The organism is Streptomyces sp. NPDC043876, assembly GCF_056435825.1.
In genome coordinates this window covers 115,151-135,685 of record NZ_JBWKDV010000003.1, presented here as the reverse complement: position 1 = coordinate 135,685, position 20,535 = coordinate 115,151, and the positions used below count along the sequence as shown (strand labels likewise).

At 75.9% G+C, this 20,535-nt stretch carries 18 protein-coding genes and 1 riboswitch; of the genes, 5 read left to right on the top strand and 13 right to left on the bottom strand.

Annotated elements, in window-relative coordinates:
- Window positions 1-89 precede the first annotated feature (89 nt).
- Window positions 90-1,076 carry an SDR family oxidoreductase gene (locus AC0693_RS10005; protein ID WP_478801438.1) on the top strand — a complete coding sequence of 329 codons (987 nt, stop codon included), beginning with the start codon at window positions 90-92 and terminating at the stop codon, window positions 1,074-1,076.
- A gap of 24 nt (window positions 1,077-1,100) precedes the next feature.
- Here the strand turns inward: AC0693_RS10005 and AC0693_RS10000 are convergent, their stop codons facing one another.
- The 4 genes from AC0693_RS10000 to AC0693_RS09985 form a co-directional block, all read right to left on the bottom strand.
- The gene (locus tag AC0693_RS10000) at window positions 1,101-1,934 is read right to left on the bottom strand and encodes an enoyl-CoA hydratase/isomerase family protein (protein ID WP_478801437.1); all 834 of its coding nucleotides are present in this window, start codon (window positions 1,932-1,934) and stop codon (window positions 1,101-1,103) included.
- 64 nt (window positions 1,935-1,998) lie between these two features.
- Window positions 1,999-2,754 carry a PIG-L deacetylase family protein gene (locus AC0693_RS09995; RefSeq protein WP_356412474.1) on the bottom strand — a complete coding sequence of 252 codons (756 nt, stop codon included), beginning with the start codon at window positions 2,752-2,754 and terminating at the stop codon, window positions 1,999-2,001.
- A gap of 102 nt (window positions 2,755-2,856) precedes the next feature.
- Window positions 2,857-4,179: an alpha/beta fold hydrolase gene (locus AC0693_RS09990; protein WP_478801436.1), complete on the bottom strand. Its 1,323-nt coding sequence runs from the start codon at window positions 4,177-4,179 to the stop codon at window positions 2,857-2,859.
- A gap of 204 nt (window positions 4,180-4,383) precedes the next feature.
- Entirely contained in the window at window positions 4,384-5,469 is a 1,086-nt protein-coding gene (locus AC0693_RS09985) for an S-(hydroxymethyl)mycothiol dehydrogenase (RefSeq protein WP_478801435.1), read from the bottom strand.
- Window positions 5,470-5,924: 455 nt separating this feature from the next.
- A riboswitch (cyclic di-AMP (ydaO/yuaA leader) is annotated at window positions 5,925-6,170 on the top strand.
- Between the two features lie 4 nt (window positions 6,171-6,174).
- Here AC0693_RS09985 and AC0693_RS09980 point away from each other — a divergent pair.
- Entirely contained in the window at window positions 6,175-6,957 is a 783-nt protein-coding gene (locus tag AC0693_RS09980) for a LysM peptidoglycan-binding domain-containing protein (RefSeq protein ID WP_478801434.1), read from the top strand.
- 49 nt (window positions 6,958-7,006) lie between these two features.
- Here the strand turns inward: AC0693_RS09980 and AC0693_RS09975 are convergent, their stop codons facing one another.
- Window positions 7,007-8,656: a beta-N-acetylhexosaminidase gene (locus AC0693_RS09975; protein WP_478801848.1), complete on the bottom strand. Its 1,650-nt coding sequence runs from the start codon at window positions 8,654-8,656 to the stop codon at window positions 7,007-7,009.
- A 42-nt stretch (window positions 8,657-8,698) separates the two neighbouring features.
- Entirely contained in the window at window positions 8,699-9,916 is a 1,218-nt protein-coding gene (locus tag AC0693_RS09970) for an MFS transporter (protein WP_478801433.1), read from the bottom strand.
- A gap of 207 nt (window positions 9,917-10,123) precedes the next feature.
- On the opposite strand from AC0693_RS09970, the gene AC0693_RS09965 reads away from it, so the two are divergent.
- The gene (locus tag AC0693_RS09965; protein ID WP_356412465.1) at window positions 10,124-10,579 is read left to right on the top strand and encodes a MarR family winged helix-turn-helix transcriptional regulator; all 456 of its coding nucleotides are present in this window, start codon (window positions 10,124-10,126) and stop codon (window positions 10,577-10,579) included.
- Here AC0693_RS09965 and AC0693_RS09960 read toward each other — a convergent pair.
- The 4 genes from AC0693_RS09960 to pdxR all read right to left on the bottom strand — a co-directional run bounded on the left by AC0693_RS09960 (window position 10,557) and on the right by pdxR (window position 14,415).
- Window positions 10,557-11,375, bottom strand: a complete 819-nt coding sequence (locus AC0693_RS09960) for a hypothetical protein (RefSeq protein ID WP_478801432.1) — start codon at window positions 11,373-11,375, stop codon at window positions 10,557-10,559. The two genes, AC0693_RS09965 and AC0693_RS09960, sit on opposite strands and share 23 nt — an antisense overlap.
- Window positions 11,372-12,106: an RNA polymerase sigma factor gene (locus AC0693_RS09955; protein WP_478801431.1), complete on the bottom strand. Its 735-nt coding sequence runs from the start codon at window positions 12,104-12,106 to the stop codon at window positions 11,372-11,374. Before AC0693_RS09955 ends, AC0693_RS09960 begins: the two co-directional genes overlap by 4 nt.
- Before the next feature lie 28 nt (window positions 12,107-12,134).
- Entirely contained in the window at window positions 12,135-12,632 is a 498-nt protein-coding gene (locus tag AC0693_RS09950) for an LAETG motif-containing sortase-dependent surface protein (RefSeq protein ID WP_468468465.1), read from the bottom strand.
- A 154-nt stretch (window positions 12,633-12,786) separates the two neighbouring features.
- On the bottom strand, window positions 12,787-14,415 hold the full coding sequence (gene pdxR / locus AC0693_RS09945; RefSeq protein WP_478801430.1) for a MocR-like pyridoxine biosynthesis transcription factor PdxR: 1,629 nt from the start codon (window positions 14,413-14,415) through the stop codon (window positions 12,787-12,789).
- Window positions 14,416-14,444: 29 nt separating this feature from the next.
- Here pdxR and AC0693_RS09940 point away from each other — a divergent pair, with 29 nt between their 5' ends.
- Window positions 14,445-15,425: an EamA family transporter gene (locus AC0693_RS09940; protein ID WP_478801429.1), complete on the top strand. Its 981-nt coding sequence runs from the start codon at window positions 14,445-14,447 to the stop codon at window positions 15,423-15,425.
- Between the two features lie 16 nt (window positions 15,426-15,441).
- The gene (locus tag AC0693_RS09935) at window positions 15,442-16,224 is read left to right on the top strand and encodes a crotonase/enoyl-CoA hydratase family protein (protein WP_478801428.1); all 783 of its coding nucleotides are present in this window, start codon (window positions 15,442-15,444) and stop codon (window positions 16,222-16,224) included.
- A 22-nt stretch (window positions 16,225-16,246) separates the two neighbouring features.
- Here the strand turns inward: AC0693_RS09935 and AC0693_RS09930 are convergent, their stop codons facing one another.
- The 3 genes from AC0693_RS09930 to AC0693_RS09920 form a co-directional block, all read right to left on the bottom strand.
- Window positions 16,247-16,852: a response regulator gene (locus tag AC0693_RS09930; RefSeq protein ID WP_478801427.1), complete on the bottom strand. Its 606-nt coding sequence runs from the start codon at window positions 16,850-16,852 to the stop codon at window positions 16,247-16,249.
- A gap of 10 nt (window positions 16,853-16,862) precedes the next feature.
- On the bottom strand, window positions 16,863-17,993 hold the full coding sequence (locus AC0693_RS09925; RefSeq protein ID WP_478801426.1) for a sensor histidine kinase: 1,131 nt from the start codon (window positions 17,991-17,993) through the stop codon (window positions 16,863-16,865).
- A gap of 148 nt (window positions 17,994-18,141) precedes the next feature.
- Entirely contained in the window at window positions 18,142-19,773 is a 1,632-nt protein-coding gene (locus tag AC0693_RS09920) for a peptide-N4-asparagine amidase (protein ID WP_478801425.1), read from the bottom strand.
- Window positions 19,774-20,535: the final 762 nt, after the last annotated feature.

Genomic DNA, 20,535 nt, shown 5'->3' with positions numbered 1-20,535 from the left:
GCGGGCCGTTGGGGAACCAGTTCCTCCGGACCGCCGCCGACCGCTGCGCGCCCCTGGTGATCTGAGCCCGGGCGCGCTATCGATGCCCCATGCAGCTCCCCGAGAACCCCCCGGCCGGACGGCCCGCGCCCGCCACCCCGACGCCCCCTGCCGCACGGGCCGCGTCACCTTTCCCGCGCAAGCCGCCCCCGCCCGGTGGCCTGCCCGGGCCGCCGCCCCTCGGCGCCGCCGCGCTCGCGCCCGGGACGTACGCCGGTCAGGTCGTCCTGGTCACCGGCGGCGGCAGCGGGCTGGGCAAGGCGATCGCCGCCGAGTTCGCCCGGCTCGGCGCGGACCTGGTGATCGCGAGCCGCCGCGCGGAGCGGCTGGAGGCGGCGCGCGAGGAGCTGGCGGCCGTCCCCGGGGCGGGCCGGGTGAGGGCGGCCGCGTGTGACATCCGGGACCCGGAGCGGGTCGCGGAGGTCTTCGACGCCGCCGAGGCCGCGCTCGGCCTGCCCGACGTGCTCGTCAACAACGCGGCGGCCAATTTCCCCTGCCCGGCGGAGGACCTCTCCCCCAATGCCTGGCGGGCGGTGGTCGACATCACCCTGACGGGCACCTGGTTCATGACCCGCGAGTTCGGCCGCCGGCACCTGGCCGCGGGTACGCCCGGGTCGATCGTCAGCATCGGCGCCTCCTACGCCTGGACGGGCGGCCCCGGCTTCGCGCACAGCGCGGCCGCCAAGGCGGGGGTGAAGAACCTGGTGGAGACCCTGGCGGTGGAGTGGGGACCGTACGGGATACGGATCAACGGCCTCGTGCCGGGCCTCTTCCCGCACGAGGACATGACCGAGGACATCCGGGGCGGCCTCGACCGGGCGGGCTCCGGGGCCGAGGACGCCCGCCAGCCCGCGCTGCGGATCGGCCGGCCCCGTGAGCTGGGCTGGGCGGCGACCTTCCTGGCCTCGCCCTACGCCCGCTTCGTCACCGGGCACACGCTGGTGGTGGACGGCGCGAACTGGCAGCGCCGTTCCGTGGTCGCCCCGGGGGTGGTCCCGGTCCGCGAGCAGCTGGGCCGCGGGCCCTTCGAGGCGTGAACGGCGCGGCGGGGCGGGGGCGGTTCAGCGCCCTTCGAAGCGCGGGGTGCGGCGGGCGGCCTTCGCGGTGTAGCCCTCGCGACAGTCCTCCGAGGTCAGGGTCAGGGCCGCGGTCATCGCCACCCGGTCCAGGGCGCCCGGCAGGTTCGCGTCGGCGTAGGCGTCGATCGCCCGTTTGATGCCCTGGACCGCGAGCGGGGCGTTGGCCGCGATCTCCGCCGCCAGGGCCCGCGCCTCGGCGTCCAGGTCCGCGCGGGTGGTCACCCGCTGGACGAGGTGCAGCCGCTCGGCCGTCGCCGCGTCGATCCGGCGGCCGGTCAGCGCGAGCGTCTTCGCCCAGCCCGCCCCGGCCTCGCGGGCGATGCGCAGGTCGCCGCCCGCGTCCACCGCCACGCCCAGCGAGGCCTCCGGCAGGGCGAAGACGGCGTCGTCCGCGGCGACCCGGATGTCCGCCATCAGGGCCAGCTCGAAGCCGAAGCCGAGGCAGTAGCCCTGGACGGCGGCGACCACGGGCTGCGGGAGCCGGGCGAACCCGGCGAAGCGCTCGTGCGCCCAGCGGACGCCCTCGTAATAGTCGCGGGTCCGTTCGGCGGGCGAGGTGGCGGTGAAGGCTCCGCCGGGGGCGGTGACGTCGATGCCCGCGCAAAAGGCCCGCCCCTCGGCGCGCAGGAGCACCGCCCGCACGGAGCCGTCGAAGCGGATCCGGTCGGCGAGCAGCCCGAGCTGACGGGTGGACTCCCAGCTCCAGCCGTTCAGCTTCCCGGGACGGCACAGGGTGAGGACCGCGAGTCCGTCCGCGACCTCCAGACGGATCCGTTCCTCACCCTCCCGGATCTCCGTGGACACCGTGTCGATCACGCCCAGCCCCCCCTCGCATCTGACGGTGCGTCAGGATAGGGGTGAGGTGGTGGCGGGGGAAGGGTCAGCGCGGGAAGACCTCGAACGCCACGGCGGGCCGGCCGCCGAACCGGGGCGCCACCCGCTCGGCGTTCGCGGTCAGGAAGCCGCGCACGTAGGTCTCGGGGTCCTCGTCCGTCAGGCCCTCGATGTACGCGCGGTGCTCCAGCAGGGACGCGACCGACCGCTCGAAGCCCGGGCCCGCGTCCACCGCGTGCGTGGGCGTGGCGGTGCCGGCCACCGCCACCCAGCGCACCCCGTTCCAGGGCTCCAGGCCCTGCTCGGTGAGGAGTTCGGGGAAGATCCAGCGGTTGCCCGCGTCACCGGCGGCGTCCAGGGTGGCCCGGCCGACCGCCCGGTGGTCGGGGGTGTTCCAGTACCCGCCGCCGCCCTCGCCGCCCCAGGTGTCCCGGTGGTTCAACGTGACGACCAGTTCGGGGCGGTGGCGGCGGATCGCGGCCGCGATGTCGCGGCGCAGGCCGAGACCGTACTCGATCACCCCGTCGCGGTGGTCCAGGAACTCCACGGAACGCACGCCGACGACGGCCGCGCTCGCGCGCTGCTCGGCCTCGCGCAGCGGGGCACACTGCGCGGGTCCGAGCCCGTCGATCCCCGCCTCGCCGCGCGTGGCCAGTACGTAGACGACCTCCCGGCCGCCGTCCGTCCAGTCCGCGACCGCGGCCGCCCCGCCGTATTCCAGATCGTCCGGATGGGCGACGACGGCCAGCGCGCGCTGCCAGTCGGTGGGCATCGGTTCCAGCTGATTCGGTGCATCGGTCATGGGGCGCACGATAGGCGACGGGCCCGGCGGACGGACGCCGACCTGACATACCCGGGGACGGCACGGCGGGCCGGGTGGACCGCCGCGCCGTAGCCCGGCGGCTCAGACCTCGTCGCGGACCAGGGCGAGCAGGCGGTCCAGGACCCGGGGGCCGCCCGCGCGGACCCCGTCGTGCTCGAACTCGTCCGTCACCCAGGTGCGCAGGCCGCGGACGGCCCGGGCGGTGGCCAGCGAGTGGGCCGTGTCGACGTACATGTCGTCGTGGTAAACGGCCGCCGCCACCGGCACCTCGTTCGCCGCGAGGCGCGCCGGGTCGTAGAGGGGCTGCCAGCCGGTGCGGGCCGCGAGGGCCTCCGCGGTCGCGCGGAGCGGGGCCAGGGCCGGGTCCGTGGTGAAGTGCCAGGGGTGGATGCTCTCGCCGGTGAAGAGGAGCGGCTCGTCCCCGGCCAGGGTCTTGGCGGCGTCGAAGCGGGAGTCCGCGGCGCGGACCCGTTCGGCGGCCCAGGCGGTGGGGGCGGCCGGGTCCTGGGCGTAGATCGCCTCGTGCAGGAGCGCGTACAGCGGGTGCCCGGCAAAGGACAGCAGCGGCCGGACGCCGTCCAGGAAGGCGTCGGAGAGGGCGGGTCCTGCGGGGGTGGGGACGAAGGCGTCCTCCAGGAGGTAGTGCAGCTGGTGGCTGCCGTCACCGCCGCCGAGGAGGATCCCCAGGGACTGGAAGGCCTCGGGGGTGAGCGGGTGGCCGCCGGGGAGTTCGGTGGGGTGCTCGGCGAGGTGGGCGGCGATGGCGCGGGCGCGTTCGACGTCCATCGGGTAACGGGCGTAGTGCGCCAGGTTCTTGCGCTCGACGCGCGGGAGCGCCGCGGCGTAGACCTCGTCGGCGGTGGCGTCGAGGGACGGCAGGCCGCCGGTGATCAGCGCGGCGCTGAGCCCCTCGGGCGCGGCGCCGAGGTAGTGGGTGACGCAGAACCCGCCGAAGCTCTGGCCGAGTACGGTCCAGGGCGCGCCGCCGGTGAGGGCGGGGCGGATGGCTTCGCAGTCGCGGACGATCGCGTCAGCGCGGAAGTGGGCGAGGTAGTCGGCCTGTTCGGCGGGGCCGCCGCGCAGCGGGAGGGTCTGGCGGTTCGCGGGGGTGGAACGGCCGGTGCCGCGCTGGTCCAGGAGGAGGACGCGGAACTCGGTCAGGGCCCGGTCCAGCCAGGCCTGGCGGCCGGTGAAGCGGCGGGCGCCGAAGCCGGGGCCGCCCTCCAGGTAGAGCAGCCAGGGCAGCGTGGCCGGGTCCTTGCCCGTCGCCACGGCCTCGCGGGCGTACAGCTCGATGCGCTCGCCGTCCGGGCGGTCGTGGTCCAGCGGGACCGTGAAGCGGTGGTCGGTCAGGACTACGCCGGGCTGGCGGTAGCTGCGGCTCTGGCTGTGGCTGTGGGTCACGGACGATCCAAGGGTCGGGTGTGGTGGGTTCCGGTGCGGTGGGTTCCGGTGCGGGTCGTGCGGGCCCGGTGCGGTGGGTTCCGGTGCGGGTCGTGCGGGCCCGGTGCTGCCTCCGGCGGCGCCTCAAACGCCGGCGGGGCTGATATCGCCGTCGCCGGGGCTGATGTGGCGGCCCCGGGACGGGGGGTGGCCCGGGGCTCGTGGTCAGAAGAGGACGACCGAGCGGAGGACTTCGCCGCGTTCCATGCGGGCGAAGGCTTCCTCCACGTCGTCGAGCGCGATGGTCTCGGAGACGAACGCGTCGAGGTCGAGGCGGCCCTGGAGGTAGAGGTCGATCAGCAGCGGGAAGTCCCGCTCGGGCAGGCAGTCCCCGTACCAGGAGGACTTGAGGGCGCCGCCGCGGCCGAAGACGTCGAGCAGCGGGAGTTCGAGGGTCATCTCCGGGGTGGGGACGCCGACCAGCACCACGGTGCCGGCCAGGTCGCGGGCGTAGAACGCCTGCCGGTAGGTCTCGGGGCGGCCGACGGCGTCGATGACCACGTCCGCTCCGTTGCCGCCGGTCAGCGCCTGGACCGCCTTGACCACGTCCTCGGTCCGGCCGTTGACGGTGTGGGTGGCGCCCAGCCCCCTGGCCTGTTCCAGCTTGCGGTCGTCCAGGTCCACCGCGATGATCCGGCCCGCGCCGGCGAGCCGGGCCCCGGCGACGGCCGCGCTGCCCACGCCGCCGCAGCCGATGACGGCCACCGAGTCGCCGCGGCCGACGTTCCCGGTGTTGAGGGCCGCGCCGAGGCCCGCCATCACCCCGCAGCCCAGCAGCCCGGCGGCGGCGGCCGAGGCCGCCGGGTCCACCTTGGTGCACTGGCCGGCGGCGACCAGGGTCTTCTCGGCGAAGGCTCCGATGCCCAGCGCCGGGGAGAGCGGAGTGCCGTCCTCCAGGGTCATGGACTGGGTGGCGTTGTGGGTGTCGAAGCAGTACCAGGGGCGCCCGCGCTTGCAGGCGCGGCAGCGGCCGCACACGGCGCGCCAGTTGAGGATCACGAAGTCGCCGGGGGCGACGCCGGTGACATCGGGGCCGACGGCCTCCACCACTCCGGCGGCCTCGTGGCCGAGGAGGAAGGGGAAGGCGTCGTTGATGCCGCCCTCCCGGTAGTGCAGGTCGGTGTGGCAGACCCCGCAGGCCTGGACCTGGACGAGCGCCTCGCCCGGCCCCGGGTCGGGCACGAGGATCGTTGTCGTCTCCACCGGCGCGCCCTTGCTCCGTGCGATGACCCCTCGTACGCGATGCGTCACGTCATACCCCGCTCTCCTGTGATCCGTCCCGTGCTGCGAACGTACACGGCGGGAGCCTCCCGGCGGGGCCACCGGCACACTTCGGGCGGCCGACGGCGCCCGGGCGCCGGACGCCTGGGTCCCGCAGACGCCCGGGGCGCCCCCCGGGCGCGCGGAACTGCCGGAGGAGGCGCGGCCGGTGGAGGTGCGAGAAACACCTTTAGAGGCAGCTAGGGGTGATTTGCCCTTGAATGCGGAACGGGCGCCCCGGCGGTGATGTGAGTCACGCGGAACAGGCCGGACCGCCGCCACCCGTAAAAGATCCGGAAGGTTCAATTCCGGGCCCCGCAATGAAATTCGGGATCCACGGCCCGTACGGGTGTGACGCATTCCGCGGACCGGTACCGATAAGACGATCACCACGCGGAATTCGCCCCTTGTTCCCGCCCTCCCTCTTCGTTTACGGTCACCGCAATCCAGGTGGAACGCCGAATCCTGCCGCCACCCGGAAACCCATCCCACTTCACGTACGGCAGGAGCGGGGGAACCAGGTAGGCCGCCGGTCCGGATCATGAATCCGGACCGGCTCGGGGTGAAGTCGCACCACCGGCACGCACGTCTTCGTCATGCCCGAGGCATGTCCGGAACACGCGTGCCGCGGTGCGGCCGGACAGCTCCCGTCCGAACCCGACAGCTCACCTCGCAGGCGACGGAGAGGAATGCGCCATGTCCGCATCGGGCAAGCACCGCCGTCCCAAGAACAGCCGGGTGGCCCGTCTGGTCGCCGTCGCGGGCACCGGCGGTTTCGCCCTCGCCCTCCCGCTGATCAGCGCCTCCGGGGCGGAGGCCGCTCAGCCGGCCGCGGCCGCCAAGGCGCCCACCGCTTCCACGGCCGCGACGAAGGCCGCCGCCCCCACGGTCTATTCCGTGGTGCCCGGCGACACCCTTTCCAAGATCGCGCAAACGCATTCCGTGAGCGGCGGCTGGAAGAAGCTGTACGCGGACAACCGCTCGGTGATCGGCAGCGACCCGTCCGTCATCCGCCCGGGAACCAAGCTGACGATCGGCGGGGCCGCAAAGGCGAGTTCGGGATCGGCCAAGGCCACCGCCACGGCCCTGGCCGCCCATCGGAATACCACGGCCACGCCCGCCCGCGCCGACCGTTCCGCACGGCCCACCACTCTGTACGCCAACAACCTCGACGGGTGGATTCGCCAGTCGCTGGAGATCATGGCCCAGCACGGAATTCCCGGAACCTACGACGGAATTCACCGCAACGTGCTGCGCGAGTCCTCGGGCAACCCGCTCGCCATCAACAACTGGGACTCCAACGCGGCCGCGGGCATTCCCTCGAAGGGCCTCCTCCAGGTCATCGACCCCACCTTCAGGGCCTACCACGTGCCCGGCACGTCGTCCGACTCCTACGACCCGGTCGCGAACATCACCGCCGCCTGCAACTACGCGGCCGCCCGCTACGGTTCGATCGACAACGTCAACGGCGCCTACTGAGCGGACCCCGGGCGGAGCACGCCGCGCGGGCCGGTCCCGGGATCCCGCCTCACCTCAGGCGGTCGGCCAGCGCGGTGAACTGACTCCACGTCGGCCCGGGCGGCCGCGGGTCCCAGACCTTTTGGGCGAGGGCGGCCAGCGGCAGCCGGATCCCGGCGGCGACCTGCGCCTGGGTCTGCGATCCGGCCAGGTCGCACCAGACGGCGAGCCGGGCGCCCAGGATCCGGTCGGCGTAGCGGGCGGGCACGGCCTCGGTGCCGCGCAGCACGAGCGGGGTCCACTGTTCGTAGATCCGCCGGCCGGTCGGGTAGGTGAAGTCGTTGGGCTCGCCGAGGACGTAGTACAGGTACTCGTCGTTGAGGTTGACCACGGGCCGGCCCTCGCGCAGGTACTCCAGGGGCGGGCGGGCGCCGATCTCCTTGCCCGTCCAGTACTCCACCTCGATGTCCCGCGCGGCGGTGGCCGCGCCCCCGGTGAAGAAGCCGTCGTTCCACGCCTTGGGCTGCCGGCCGGCGGCCCGGACCACGGACGCGCGGTCGTTCAGCCAGCCGGTGGCCAGGTCGAAGACGCGCGCCCCGGCGCCGTACCGCTTCCGGGCGGCCGCCGCGAGCTGCGGGAAGGAGGCCTGCGGGTCCTTGACGACCAGCGCCTGGTACTCGTCGGCGCCGACGTGCCAGCGCGCGCCGGGGAAGAGCGGCAGGTATTCGCGCAGCAGCTCGTCGACGAGCCGCGCGGACGCCGGGTCGGAGATGTCCACGGCGCCCTTGACGGCCCGCCCGGCCGCGTCGCGCAGCTGGAGGGCGGGGTGGGCGCGCAGGACGGCGCCCAGGTGTCCGGGCGAGTCGATCTCGGGGACGACCTCGATGTGCAGGCTCCGGGCGAGGGCCACGATGGCGCGCACCTCGGCCTGGCTGAGGTGCGGGTCGGAGACGATCTCGGGGTGGCTGACGGAAGCGATGCGGAAGGCCTGGTCGTCGGAGAAGTGCAGGCCCAGCTGGTTGAGCTTGAGGTCGGCCATCTCGCGCAGCCGGTCCTCGATCCACGGCGCGGTGAAGTTCTTGCGGGCTATGTCGAGGTTCAGGCCGCGCTGCGGGCGGTCCGGCGCGTCCTTGACCGTTCCCTCGCCGATGGATCCGGCGCCGCGGACAGCCTGTTCGAGGGTGCGCGTGCCGTAGAAGACCCCGGCGTCGTCGGGCCCGGTGATGCGGACGCCGCCACCCCGCACGGTGAGGGTGTAGGACTCCGGGGCGGCCTTGGCGCCGCTCGCGGGGGCCTTGTCGAGAGCGAGTTCGAGTTCCACGTCGCCGGGCCGGAGCGGGCCGCCGTCCTCGGCGTAGCCCAGCTCCAGGTCGCGGGCGAGCATCTTCCCCTCGTCGCCGAGGGCGGCCGCGTCGGCGCGGGCGACGACGACCCGTGCCTGCGGGGCTGGCTTCCAGCCGGGGCCGCGCGCCGCTTCGAAGGTGCGGACGGCCGGGATCGTCCGCGGCGCGGTGGACAGGGGGTAGCTGCGGCTCGGTGAGGGGGCGGGGGCGCTGGACGCCGACGGGTCGGGGCTGCCCGGGGCCGCCGGTGAGCTGGCGGCCGCGGGGCCGTCCGTACGGCCGCTCGCGGGGGCCGACGTACAGCCTCCGGCCGCGAGCGTGGCCGCCGCGACGGTCACGGCCGTCGCGGCGGTGCGTATCTTCCCGGTTCGCCCCATGGTCACCTCACATCCCCCACCAAGCTCCCACCGGGCGGCGCACTACGCGACTCGGAGCGGTGCTTCCTCGCGCTCGCCGGCGGCGCCGCCCGCCGCGACCAGTCGGCCGGCCCGGGCGGTGCGCCGCTCCAGGGCGCCGGAGAGGAGGGCGAGGACCAGCGCGGAGGCGGCGAGGGCGGCGCCGACCCAGTTGGGGGCGGTCCAGCCCAGGCCGCCCGCGATGACGAGCCCGCCGAGCCAGGCGGCGAGGGCGTTGCCGAGGTTGAAGGCGCCGATGTTCACGGCGGAGGCCAGGGTGGGGGCGCCCGCGGCCTGGTCGAGCACCCGCTTCTGGAGCGGCGGCACCGTGGCGAAGCCGAGGGCGCCGATCAGGAAGATGGTGAGCGCGGCGGCGGCCTTGTGGTGGGCGGTCACGGTGAACAGGGCCAGGACGAGCGCCAGCGCGCCCAGCGTCGCGTAGAGCATCGGCATCAGGCGGCGGTCGGCGAACCGGCCGCCGAGCAGGTTCCCGCCCACCATCCCGAGCCCGAAGAGGACGAGCAGCCAGGTGACGGAGGTGTCGGCGTAGCCCGCGACGTGCGTCATCATCGGGGTGATGTAGGTGATCGCGGCGAAGACCCCGCCGAAGCCGAGCACGGTCATCGCCATGGCGAGCAGCACCTGGACGTTGCGGAAGGCGGCCAGCTCGTGCCGCAGCCGTACGCCCTCGGGGCGCGGCAGGTCGGGGACGAGCCGGGCGATCCCCAGCAGGCCGAGGACGCCGAGACCGGCCACGATGACGAAGGTGACCCGCCAGCCGAGGTGCTGGCCGACCAGGGTGCCGAGCGGGACGCCGACGACGTTGGCGACGGTGAGCCCGGTGAACATCATCGCGATCGCGCCCGCCTTCTTCTCCGGGGCGACCAGTTCCGCGGCGACGACGGCGCCGATGCCGAAGAACGCGCCGTGGGCGAGGGAGGCGAGCACCCGGCCGGCGAGCATGACCCCGAAGGCGGGGGCGAGGGCGGAGAGCAGGTTGCCCGCGACGAAGAGGCCCATGAGCAGCATCAGCATGCGCTTGCGGGGCACGCGGGTGCCGAGGACGGTCATCAGCGGCGCGCCGAGGACGACCCCGAGGGCGTACCCGGTGACCAGGAATCCGGCGGTGGGGATCGAGACGCCGTAACCGGCGGCGACCTCGGGCAGCAGGCCCATGATCACGAACTCGGTGGTGCCGATCCCGAAGGCCCCGATGGCGAGGGCGAGCAGGGCGAGTGGCATGAGGAGAAACCCTTCGGCGGTGCGCTGTGTGTGTGGGGGGGAGGCGCGGCACGCAGCCACCCGGGGAACCCGGGACGAAGCCGTTGCCGCAGCGCCTTACGAGCGTCCACATTAATTGCACACGCAGGATAGCTGCAAGCGCGGGCTATCGCGGATGTGCCCTATCCTGAAGGGGCGCGTGTCCCGCGCGTGACGCGAGGAGGACCCATGACCGCCACGGACGGCGCCCCGACCGCCCTCTCCCAGGGCTGGTGCGCCCTCTCCCTGCTGCACGGCAGGATCGAGACCCACATCGAACGCGCCCTCCAGGCGGGCCACGGGCTCAGCGTCCGCGAGTACTCGCTCCTCGACGTCCTCAGCCGCCAGCACAACGGGCCCGGCGGGCACCTGCGCATGCACCAGGTCGCCGACTCGGTGGTGCTCAGCCAGAGCGCGACCACGCGCCTGGTCACCCGCCTCGAAGACCGCGGACTGCTCAGCCGCTACCTCTGCGACACGGACCGCCGGGGCATCTACACCGACGTCACCGAGGCGGGGCTGGCCCTCTTGGCGGCCGCCCGGCCGACCAATGACACCGCGCTCCGCGAGGCCCTGGACGCGGCCGCCGCGCACCCGGACCTCGCGCCGCTGGTCGCGGCCGTCACCGGCCCGGCGGCGCGCTGAGACTCGGGGACGTGGAGCCCTGCGGGGTGGGGGAACCGGAGCCGGAGGGGACCGATCCGGGACCGCCGGCCGTGGCGGGCGGGCGGGACGGCTGGTTCGACGGGGTGCTCCGGGAGGCCGAGGGGGTCCGGGGCACCGCGGTGGACGCGCCGGCGGACGGACTCGCCGAGGGGGCGACCGAGGGCTCCGGGGACCGCTCCACCCCTTCGGGCGAAGGGGTGGGCCGCGGTGACGCGGGCAGCGGCGGCGGGGACGCGGGGGGCACGGGCCGCGGGCTCTGATCGGGCGCGAGGGCGACGTACCCGACCGCGACCGCCGCGGCCGCGGCCAGCCCGGCCAGCGGCAGGGCGAACCGGCGCAGCGGCAGGGACGACAGCCGCCGCAGGTGCGGGCCGGGGGGATCGGCGGGCCGCAGCCCGCGCACGGTGACCTGCTCGGCGCGCGCCGACAGCGCCGCCCGCAGCCGCCGCTCGACGGGCCGCTCGCCGTCCCCGCCCTCTCCCCCGTCCCCGTCGTCCCCACCGCCGCCGAAGTCGCCGGAGCCGGAGTCGGAGCCGGGCACGATCCCGTACGGTCCGCTCGTTCGGGCGGCGGGGCCGGGGGCGAAGGCGTGGCCGGGGCGGCCGGCGCCGGTGGCGGGACGGGCGGTGCCCGCGTCGAACGCGCCGCCGTCGAACGCGCCGCTCTCGAACGCGCCGTTGCCCGACGCGCCGTCGCGGAACGCCGCGCCGTCGGTGCGGCCGGAGCCGGCGGGGGTGGAGGCCCAGGGCCGGGGGAACGGGGTGGGGGTGGTCATATCCGGCCTTCCAGGATGCGCTCCAGCGCGTCCAGGGCGCGGCTCGCGGTCGACTTCACCGCGCCCCGGCTGATCCCGAGGGTGGCTGCTATCTCCGCCTCGCTCAGGTCGGCCCAGTACCGCAGCACGAGCACCTCGCGGCGGCGCGGAGTCAAGTGGCCGAGGGCGGCCAGCACTTCGCGGTGTTCCTCGTCGAGGACCACGTACTCCTCTGCGGACGGTACGTCGGCCTCGGCGGGCGGGGTCCAGGCGCGGACCGTGCGCCGGCGCCGCAGCACGGAACGGGCCGTGTTGACCACGGCCGTCCGGAGGTAGCCGAGGGCGTTGTCTATCTCGGTGATGTGCTCGCCGTGGCGCCGGTACAGGGCCGTGAAGGCGTCCTGGACCACGTCCTCGGCGGTGGCCGGATCGTCCACGAGGAGCACGGCCAGGCGGACCATCCGCAGCCGGTGCGCGTGGTACAGCTCGGTGACCGTGGGCGGCCGCTCGAAGGCATCGCCGTCGGCGCCGGTGAACCCGTCGGCGAACGGGGCCGCGTAGGCACCTGTGGACGCCCTCGGCGGGCCGGCCCGGCCCGCCACCGCCCGCCCCCGGCCGGCCTCGTCGCGGACGAGCCACCCGGCCGGCCCGCGCAGGGCGCGCAGGAAGCGGGCGCCCCGCCCCGCCCGGCCGGAGCCGGGCGGGACGAGGCGTACGTGTGGTGCGGGCCGCAGCGCGGCGGGGTACGGCATGAGCAGGGCGTTCCTCGGGTGGAGCACGTCAGTGGCCGGCGCGGCGCCGTACGGCGTACAGGGTGCCACCGCCCGCGATGAGCAGCGCCGCGGCGCCCGCGCCCAGGGCGATGGTGGCCGGGTTCCCGCCAGTATGCGCGAGCTCCGGAGCGGTGGGCGCGGAGGGTGCGGCGGAGGGCTGCTGCGCTCCGGCGGAGGGCTGCTGCACGCCGGCGGAAGCGGACGGAGCGGAGCCCGGGACCGCCACCGACGGGGAGGAGCTGGGCTCCGCGGGGCCGGGGGTGGCCGGGCCGCTCGGACGGACGCTGGGGGAACTGCTCGGGGTGGCGGTGGAACCGGCACCCGCGCCGGCGCTCGGGGCGACGCTCGGCGCAGCGCTCGACGAGGGCGTGGCCACCCCGGCGGCGTACGCGGGGGCGGCCAGGGAAACGAGCGCCCCCGCGGCGGCGACGGCGAGGGCCGCGCGGCGCACGGCCGGGGCGAGGGGACGTGCGGCGGAGCCGGAAGCGTGCTTGACGATCTTCAAGGTGGTTCTCCACGGTCGGACGGAGGGCGCGGAATTTCGCCCTTCACCCCCGCACGACGCGCGACCCCCGCCGAGGTTGCCGGGGTGCGCGAAAAACTTTTCCCGGGTCCTCCCCCTCAGGCCGCAGGGGTGCGGAGGCGGCTCCCGGCGGCGGTCAGGAGCCGGGTGGGGCGACGCGGCGCAGGGCGGTCCCCAGTACGGCGATCCCCTCCTCGATCTCGCTCGCGGGGCCCGCCGCGTAGCCCAGCACCAGACCGGGCGGACCGGGCAGCAGCCGGTGCCAGGACAGCGGATGCGCCTTGACCCCCGCGTCCAGCGCGGCGGCGGCGAGGTCGGTGTCCGAGAACCGGGCGTCGGCGCCGCCCCCTCCCCCGGGTGCGCCCGGACCCCCGAAGGTGACCGTCAGGTGCAGTCCGGCCGCCGCGCCGTGCACCCGCGCCCCGGGCAGGTGGGCGCCGATGGCCCGCAGCATCACGTCACGGCGCGCGCGGTGGCGCCGGCGGACGAACCGCAGGTGGCGTTCCAGCTCCCCCGACGCCATGAGGTGGGCCAGGACGAGCTGAGGAAGGACCGCGTTGCCGAGGTCGGCGTTGCGCTTGGCCGTGACGACGGCCTCGTGGAGCCGCGGCGGGACGAGGAGCCAGCCCACCCGGAGCGCGGGGGCGAGGAGCTTGGAGACGCTGCCCGCGTAGCAGACCCGCTCGGCCAGCAGCGAGCGCAGCGCGGGGACGGGGGCGCGGTCGTAGCGGTGCTCGGCGTCGTAGTCGTCCTCGATGATCAGCCCGTCCTCCTCGGCGGCCCAGCCCAGCAGGGCGCGGCGGCGCTCGCCGTCCAGCACCACCCCGGTCGGGAACTGGTGGGCCGGGGTCAGCAGGACCGCCTTCGCGCCAGTGGCCCGCAGGGCGTCCACGCGCAGGCCGCCCTCGTCCACCGGCACGGGGACGGTGGTGAGCCCGCCGTATTCCAGTTGCTGCCGGGTCCCGAGCGAGCCGGGGTCCTCCACGGCGATCCGGTCCACCGCCCGCGCCCGGAGCACGGCCCCGAGCAGGCCCAGCGCCTGGGCCACGCCCGCCACGACGACCACCTCGCCCGGGTCGGCCCTGATCCCCCGGCTGCGGGCGAGCCAGTCGGCGACCGCCGTCCGCAGGGCCGGGGCGCCCCGGGCATCCCCGTAGCCGAAGCCGGACGGCGGCAGGCTTCCCAGGACGGCGCGCTCGGCCCGCAGCCAGGCGGAGCGCGGGAAGGCCGCGAGGTCGGGGACGCCGGGCGAGAGGTCGATCCGGCAGGGGGCGGCCCGGAGCGCGTCGACCGCCCCCGCCCGCGCACCGGAGCCGAACAGGGCCCGCGCCGCCGCGCCCGGTGCCTGCCCCCGGGCCTCGGCGGCGGCCGTGCCCGGCGCGGAGCCGGGCGGTGGCGGGGCGGCCACGACCGTGGTGCCGAGGCGGCCCCGGCCCGCCACCTGACCGGCCTCGGCGAGGCGCTGGTAGGCCTCGGTCACGACGCCGCGCGCGACGCGCAGCTCCTCGGCCAGCACCCGGCTCGCCGGGAGGCGGCTGCCCACGGGCAGGCGGCCGTCCGCGATCGCCGCGCGGAGACGGTCGGCCAGCCATGCGGTGCGGCCGCCCGGCGGCGCCTGGCCGATGTCGAGCTGGAGGAAGTCGGAGCCGAGGGCGGAGGGGACGGAGGGAGCGGAGGGGGCCGAGGGAACGGAGCCCAGGGGCGCCACCGGGTCTGCGTCCCCGGTTTTGGACCTCTGGATCTCGGCATCTTTGGACCTGCTCATGGGTCCATTGTCGGCACACAGTGGACAGCATGACCACCACCTCCCTCCCGGCCCCGGCCGCCGTCCCTTCCCCCACCGGTCCTCCTGCCGGCACCCGCTCCGCCGTCCGCTCGCTCGGCCCGGGCGTGCTCGGCATGGCGCTGGTCGGCACCAGCGTCAACGTCTCCGCCACGCTCACCGACGCGCCCCTCTTCACCGCCCAGGCCGTCCGCTACGCCGCCGCCTCCTTGATCCTGCTGGCGCTGGCGCGGGCGGCCGGGGTGCGGCTGGTGCGGCCGCGCGGGTGGGAATGGCTGTGGCTGGCCGGGATCGCGGCCACCGGGCTGGTCGTGTTCAACATCGCCGTCGTGCGCGGGGTCGCGCACGCCGAACCCGCCGTCATCGCCGTGGCGGTGGCCTGCGTACCCGTCCTCCTCGGGGTGATCGGTCCGGTGCTGGAACGCCAACGGCCGAGCCGCCGGGTCCTGTTGGCCGCGCCGGTCGTGGTGGCGGGCGCGGTGCTGGTGGAGGGGACGGGGCGGACCGACGCGGCCGGGGTGGCGTGGGCGGCGCTCGCGCTGGCCTGCGAGGCCGGGTTCACCCTGCTGGCGGTGCCGGTGCTGCGGCGGCACGGCGCGTGGGGCGTGTCCGTGCACTCGGTGTGGCTGGGCGCGGTGATGTTCCTGGTCCTCGCGGCGGCCACGGAACCGGCGTCCTCCGCGGCCGCCCTGGGACCCCGGCAGTGGGCGGCCGTCGGGTACCTGGCCCTGCTGGTCACGGCCGCGGCCTTCGTGCTCTGGTACTCGACGGTGGCCACCGTCGGCGCCGGACGGGCCGGGCTGCTGACCGGCGTGGCCCCGCTCGCGGCCGCGGCCGGCGGCGCGGTCACGGGCGGCGGCCCGCCGGGAGCGGCCGTGTGGGCCGGGCTGGCGGTGGTGCTCGTCGGCCTGGCGCTCGGCCTGCGTCCGGCGGGCGGGCCCGTACCGCGGTCCGCGCCGGACTCGGCACAATGGGCCCCTTCGGGCGGCTGAGCCAAAGGGGTGCACGGTGGAGGACGCGAACGCAGCGGTACGGATCGAGCGCGACGGGCCCGTCTTCACGGTGGTCCTCTCGCGGCCCGGGGCCCGCAACGCCGTGGACGGGCCCACCGCCGAGCGGCTGGCCGCGGCCTTCCGCGCCTTCGAGGCGGATCCGGACGCCTCCGTCGCGGTGCTGTGGGGCGAGGGCGGTACCTTCTGCGCGGGCGCCGACCTCAAGGCCATCGGCACCGGACGCGGCAACCGGGCCGAGGCCGAGGGGGACGGACCGATGGGTCCCACTCGAATGCGGCTGAGCAAGCCCGTGATCGCGGCGGTCGCCGGGCACGCGGTGGCGGGCGGGCTGGAACTGGCCCTCTGGGCGGACCTGCGGGTCGCCGAGGAGGACGCGGTCTTCGGCGTGTTCTGCCGCCGCTGGGGCGTGCCCCTGATCGACGGCGGTACGGTCCGCCTCCCCCGGCTGATCGGCGAGAGCCGGGCGATGGACCTGATCCTCACCGGACGCGCCGTACCGGCGGCCGAGGCGCACGCCATCGGGCTCGTCAACCGCCTGGTTCCGGCGGGCCGTTCACGCGAGGCGGCGGAATCCCTCGCCCGCGAGATCGCCGCGTTCCCGCAGCTCTGCCTGCGGCACGACCGGCTGTCGGTGCTGGAGCAGCACGGCCTTCCCGAACCGGAAGCCCTCGCCGGGGAGTTCCGCCACGGCCTCGTTCCGCTGACCACCGGCGAAACCCTCGCCGGCGCGGCCCGCTTCGCCGGGGGCGCGGGCCGTCACGGCTCGTTCGGCGCCTGAACCGCGGTCCGCGGCGGGGTAGTCAGAGCCAGCCCTGGCGGCGGGCGGCGCGGACGGCTTCCATGCGGTTGCGGGTGCCGGTCTTTCCGATGGCCGCGGACAGGTAGTTGCGTACCGTCGACTCCGACAGGTGCAGCCTCGCCGCGATGTCGGAGACGGTCGCGCCGTCGGCGGCCGCGGTCAGGACGTCGCGTTCGCGGGGGGTCAGCGGGTTCGGGCCCACGCTCAGGGCGGCCGCGGCGAGCGCGGGGTCGACGACCGTCTCCCCCGCCAGCACCCGCCGGATCGCGGCGGCCAGCTCCTCCACGGGGCCGTCCTTGACGAGGAAGCCGCCGGCCCCCGCCTCCATCGCCCGGCGCAGGTAGCCGGGGCGGGCGAAGGTGGTCAGGATCAGGACCCGGGTGCCGGGGCAGCGGGTGCGCAGTTCGGCGGCGGCGTCGAGGCCGCTGAGACCGGGGAGTTCGATGTCGAGGAGGGCCACGTCGGGCCGGGCGGCCAGGGCCGCGGGCAGGATCTCGTTACCGGCCGCGACCTGGGCCACGACCTCGATGTCCTCCTCCAGCCCGAGCAGCAGCGCCAGGGCGCCCCGCATCATCCCCTGGTCCTCGGCCAGCAAGACCTTGATCATCGCGTCCTCCTCAGCCCGTGCTCTCGTCGACCGGGAGTTCGGCGACGACCCGGAACCCCCCGCGCGGCTGCGGACCACTGCACAGGGTCCCGCCCGCCGCCGCGAGGCGCTCGGCCAGTCCGGTGAGCCCGCTGCCGGGCGCCGCCGAGCCTACGCCGCCCCCGTCGTCCGCGATCACCACGCGGGCCCGTTCCGCGCCGCCGGTCACCTCGATCGAGCAGTGCGCCGCGCCGCTGTGCCGGACCGCGTTGGTGACCGACTCGCGGACCACCCAGCCCAGCAGGGCCTCGGCGCGGGGGGTGAGCGGCGGCCCGGACCGGTGGACGGCGGGCTCGATCCCGGCCGCGGTGAGCGCGGCGCGGGCCCGGTCCAGCTCCTCCGCCAGGCTCGACTCGCGGTAACCGGTGACGGCCTCCCGGATCTCCACGAGCGCCTGCCGTCCGATCGACTCGATGTCCACGATCTGCGCCACGGCCGCGTCCAGGTCGCGCGGGGCGATCCGGCGGGCCGCCTCGGACTTCACCACGATCACCGACAGGGTGTGCCCGAGCAGGTCGTGCAGGTCCCGGGAGAAGCGCAGCCGCTCCTGCTCCACCGCGCCGCGCGCCAGCTCCTGCCGGGTCTCGCGCAGCTCGGCCACGGTCTCGGACAGGGCGAGGATCGCGGCGGTCACCATCCCGGAGAGGAAGGTGCCGTAGAGGATGCCGCTGACCCCGCCCCACCCCTCGTGCCACCAGGCGACCGCGCCGGCCACCAGGCTGAGGCCGAGCATCACCGGGGTGACGCGGCGGCCGCGGACCACCGCCCCGGTGGCCAGACCCAGCAGCGGGAAGAAGAGCAGCCAGTTGCCGCCGTAGGCGAGGGCCAGGGCGAAGGTCACCGCGCCCAGCGCGGCCAGGCTGATCCGGGTGCTCAAGGCCGCCCGTTTGCGGGGGACGAAGGCGCGGAACACCACGCTGATGTAGAGGGAGTTGAACACCAGCACGCCCAGGGCGCCGATCCACGGCTGCGGTGTCCGCCCCTGGAAGAGGTTGGACACCGCCCCCATGCCCATGAGCAGCCAGGGCAGCAGGGTGAAGCCGTTCGGCGCGCCCATCGGGCCGCGTTCGCAGTCGGTGGCGGGCGGGGCTGTCGTCGTCATGCCCCCCACCGTAGGGACCGGGGCCGCCCCGGCGGCAGAGCCGCCCGTACGGACCCGGACGGTACGAATGTCACGGCCGCCCGGCGCCTCCCCTGCGCGGGGAGGCGGACCCGGGCGCGGGGAGGCGGCCCGGGCCCGCGGTGGCGGGTCAGCAGCGGCGCAGGTCCTGGGTGAGGGTCCCCTGGACGCTGGTCACCGTGCGGTCGTAGCAGCCGCCGGAACCGGTGAGCCGGTAGCGCTCGCTGCTGGTGCCGACCGCGTGGCGCTGTTCGCGCGGCACACCGGCCGTGTAGGAGGCGTCGCCGGTGTAGCGGTCGTCCAGCCGGGACCAGGACAGCCGGGCGCCGTCGTCGCGCACGGCGGCCGTGTCGGCCCGGTCGCCGAGGGAGATGACAGTGCGCAGCCGCCCGTCGGCGCCGAGGGTGGTCTCGCCGTTCATGGCGTAGGCGCGCCGGGTGCTGGTGGTGGTGCGGCCGCTGGTGACGCTCTCGTCGTCCGACCAGTCCGCGACGAGGGCGTCCTGGTTCTCCCCGTCGGTCCAGCGGTGGACGGAGGTGTTGGCCAGGGTGCGGCTGACGGTGGTCGTGACGCGGCCGTGCGAGGTGTTCAGGTATCCGCTGACGGTGAGCCGGTGTCCGGCCGTGGTGTCGACGCGGTGCTGCGGACCCGGCGTGTAGACGCTGGAGTTGGCCGGTTCGCTCTGCTCGCTGCGGGTCAGCGCGCCGGTGACGACCTGGCGGCCCGGGTCCTGCCAGAGCAGCACGTTCGCGGGCGTGCTCCAGCCGCTCTGCCCGGCGGGCACTCCGGCGACGGAGACCTCCACGCGGTGCGCGCGGCCGTCGTTGAGGAGTCCGGCGAAGGGGGTGAGGTCGTAGACGACGGGCTGCACGTCGAAGGCGCGGGGCGCGGGGGTGACGTACCAGAGGAAGGGGTTCGACCAGCCGCCGGTCCACACGGTGGGGAACGGGGCCGCAATGCCCGCGAGTTGGCCGTCCACGGCGATGCGGACCTCGCGGTAGGGCCCCTCGGCCGCCTTGCAGGAGTACGGGGCGGCGTCCGGAGTGGCCAGGTACCAGAACTCCTCGCAGCCGCCGCCCGAGCCGGTGGCGTAGACCTCGGCCAGGATCCGCTCGGTGTTGCGCGGGGTGGTCAGCGTCGGGGAGGTGAGCGGGAGGACCCGGTCGGGGACCTCGGCGGCCGGGCGGCCCCGGCCGTGCTCGGCGGCGTAGAAGGTCAGCGTCACCTTGACGTCGATGACCCCGGTGTAGGTGTCGTCAACGACGTTGCCGATGAGCATCTCGACCGGCTGCGCGGCGCGCAGGGTGGGGCTGTAGCGGGTGACGTCCTTTTCCACGGACCAGGCGATGCCGTCGGGCGAGGGCTCGGGGGTGGAGGTGCGCAGGATCTCGACGCCGCCGACGGAGAGATGGCCGAGCCGGTCGAACTGGCGGCCCTTGACCTTGCCGTCGAGGCGGAGCACCACCTTGCTCCAGGAGGCGCCGCAGCCGGTGGGGGGCGCGTAACTCCCCCGGTACGGCGTGAAGTCGCGGAACTGGGCCTCGGCGAGGGTGACTTCGCAGGAGCGCGTGGCCGGTTTCGCGACGGGCGGGGCGGCGGTGAGCGGATCGTGCCAGTCGCTGCCGAACTCGGCGGGCGGGGTGGCGGCCGCCGGAGCCGGGGTGGCGGCATCCGGCGCGGCGGCGGCCGGACCCGCGCCGGTCAGCGCGGCCGCGGCGAGCACGAGGGCGCCGAGCGCGCCCGCGATCGTGTGTCGTCTCATGACCGCGAAGTCAAACCCGCGCCGGCCCGGTGCCGCCAGGCCCGCAACGCCCCGCTGGCGCATTCCCGCCGGTCGCCTGGCGGCGGGCCCGGGGCTGGGAGGGCGCGAGTTGCGGCCGGGGCCCGGAGCCGAGCGGCGGCGGGTCCCGGCCAAGGCGGAGGTCCGCATGCACCGGAGCTCGGGGCCGAGGGCCCATGGGCACTGCTCCGGGCCGAGAACGGCGGGCACCGGCTGCGAACCAAGGACGGTCGGCGCCGGGGCCCGCCCGGCGCGCCGGTCGCGGCGGCCAGGGGACGGCGACCGGCGGCAGGGCTGGGCCGCGGGTCGGCGCAGCCCGGCGGCGGCGTTGGGCAGCGGCTCGGCGGTGGCGTTGGGCCGCAGCCCGGCGGTGGCGCTGGGCAGCGGCCCGGCGGTGGCGTTGGGCCGCAGCCCGGGAGTGGCGCTGGGCAGCGGCCCGGCGACGGGGCCCGCGGCCGGAGACGGCAAGCACTGGGGCGGGGCCCGGAGCCGAGGTCCGCGGGCCCCGGGGCTCGGGGCTCGGGGCTCGGGGCTCGGGGCTCGGGGCTCGGGGCTCGGGGCTCGGGGCTCGGGGCCGAGGGCCGTGGGCCCCAGGGCTCGGGGCCGAGGACGGCGGGCTCCAGGGCTCGGGGCCGAGGACGGCGGGCGGCTGCGGCGACCGGCGGGGTCCGCGGGCGGCGGGCCCGGGCGCCCGGAGCCGAGGGGCGGCGGGACCCAGCCGAGGCCGAGGTCCGCGGACACCGG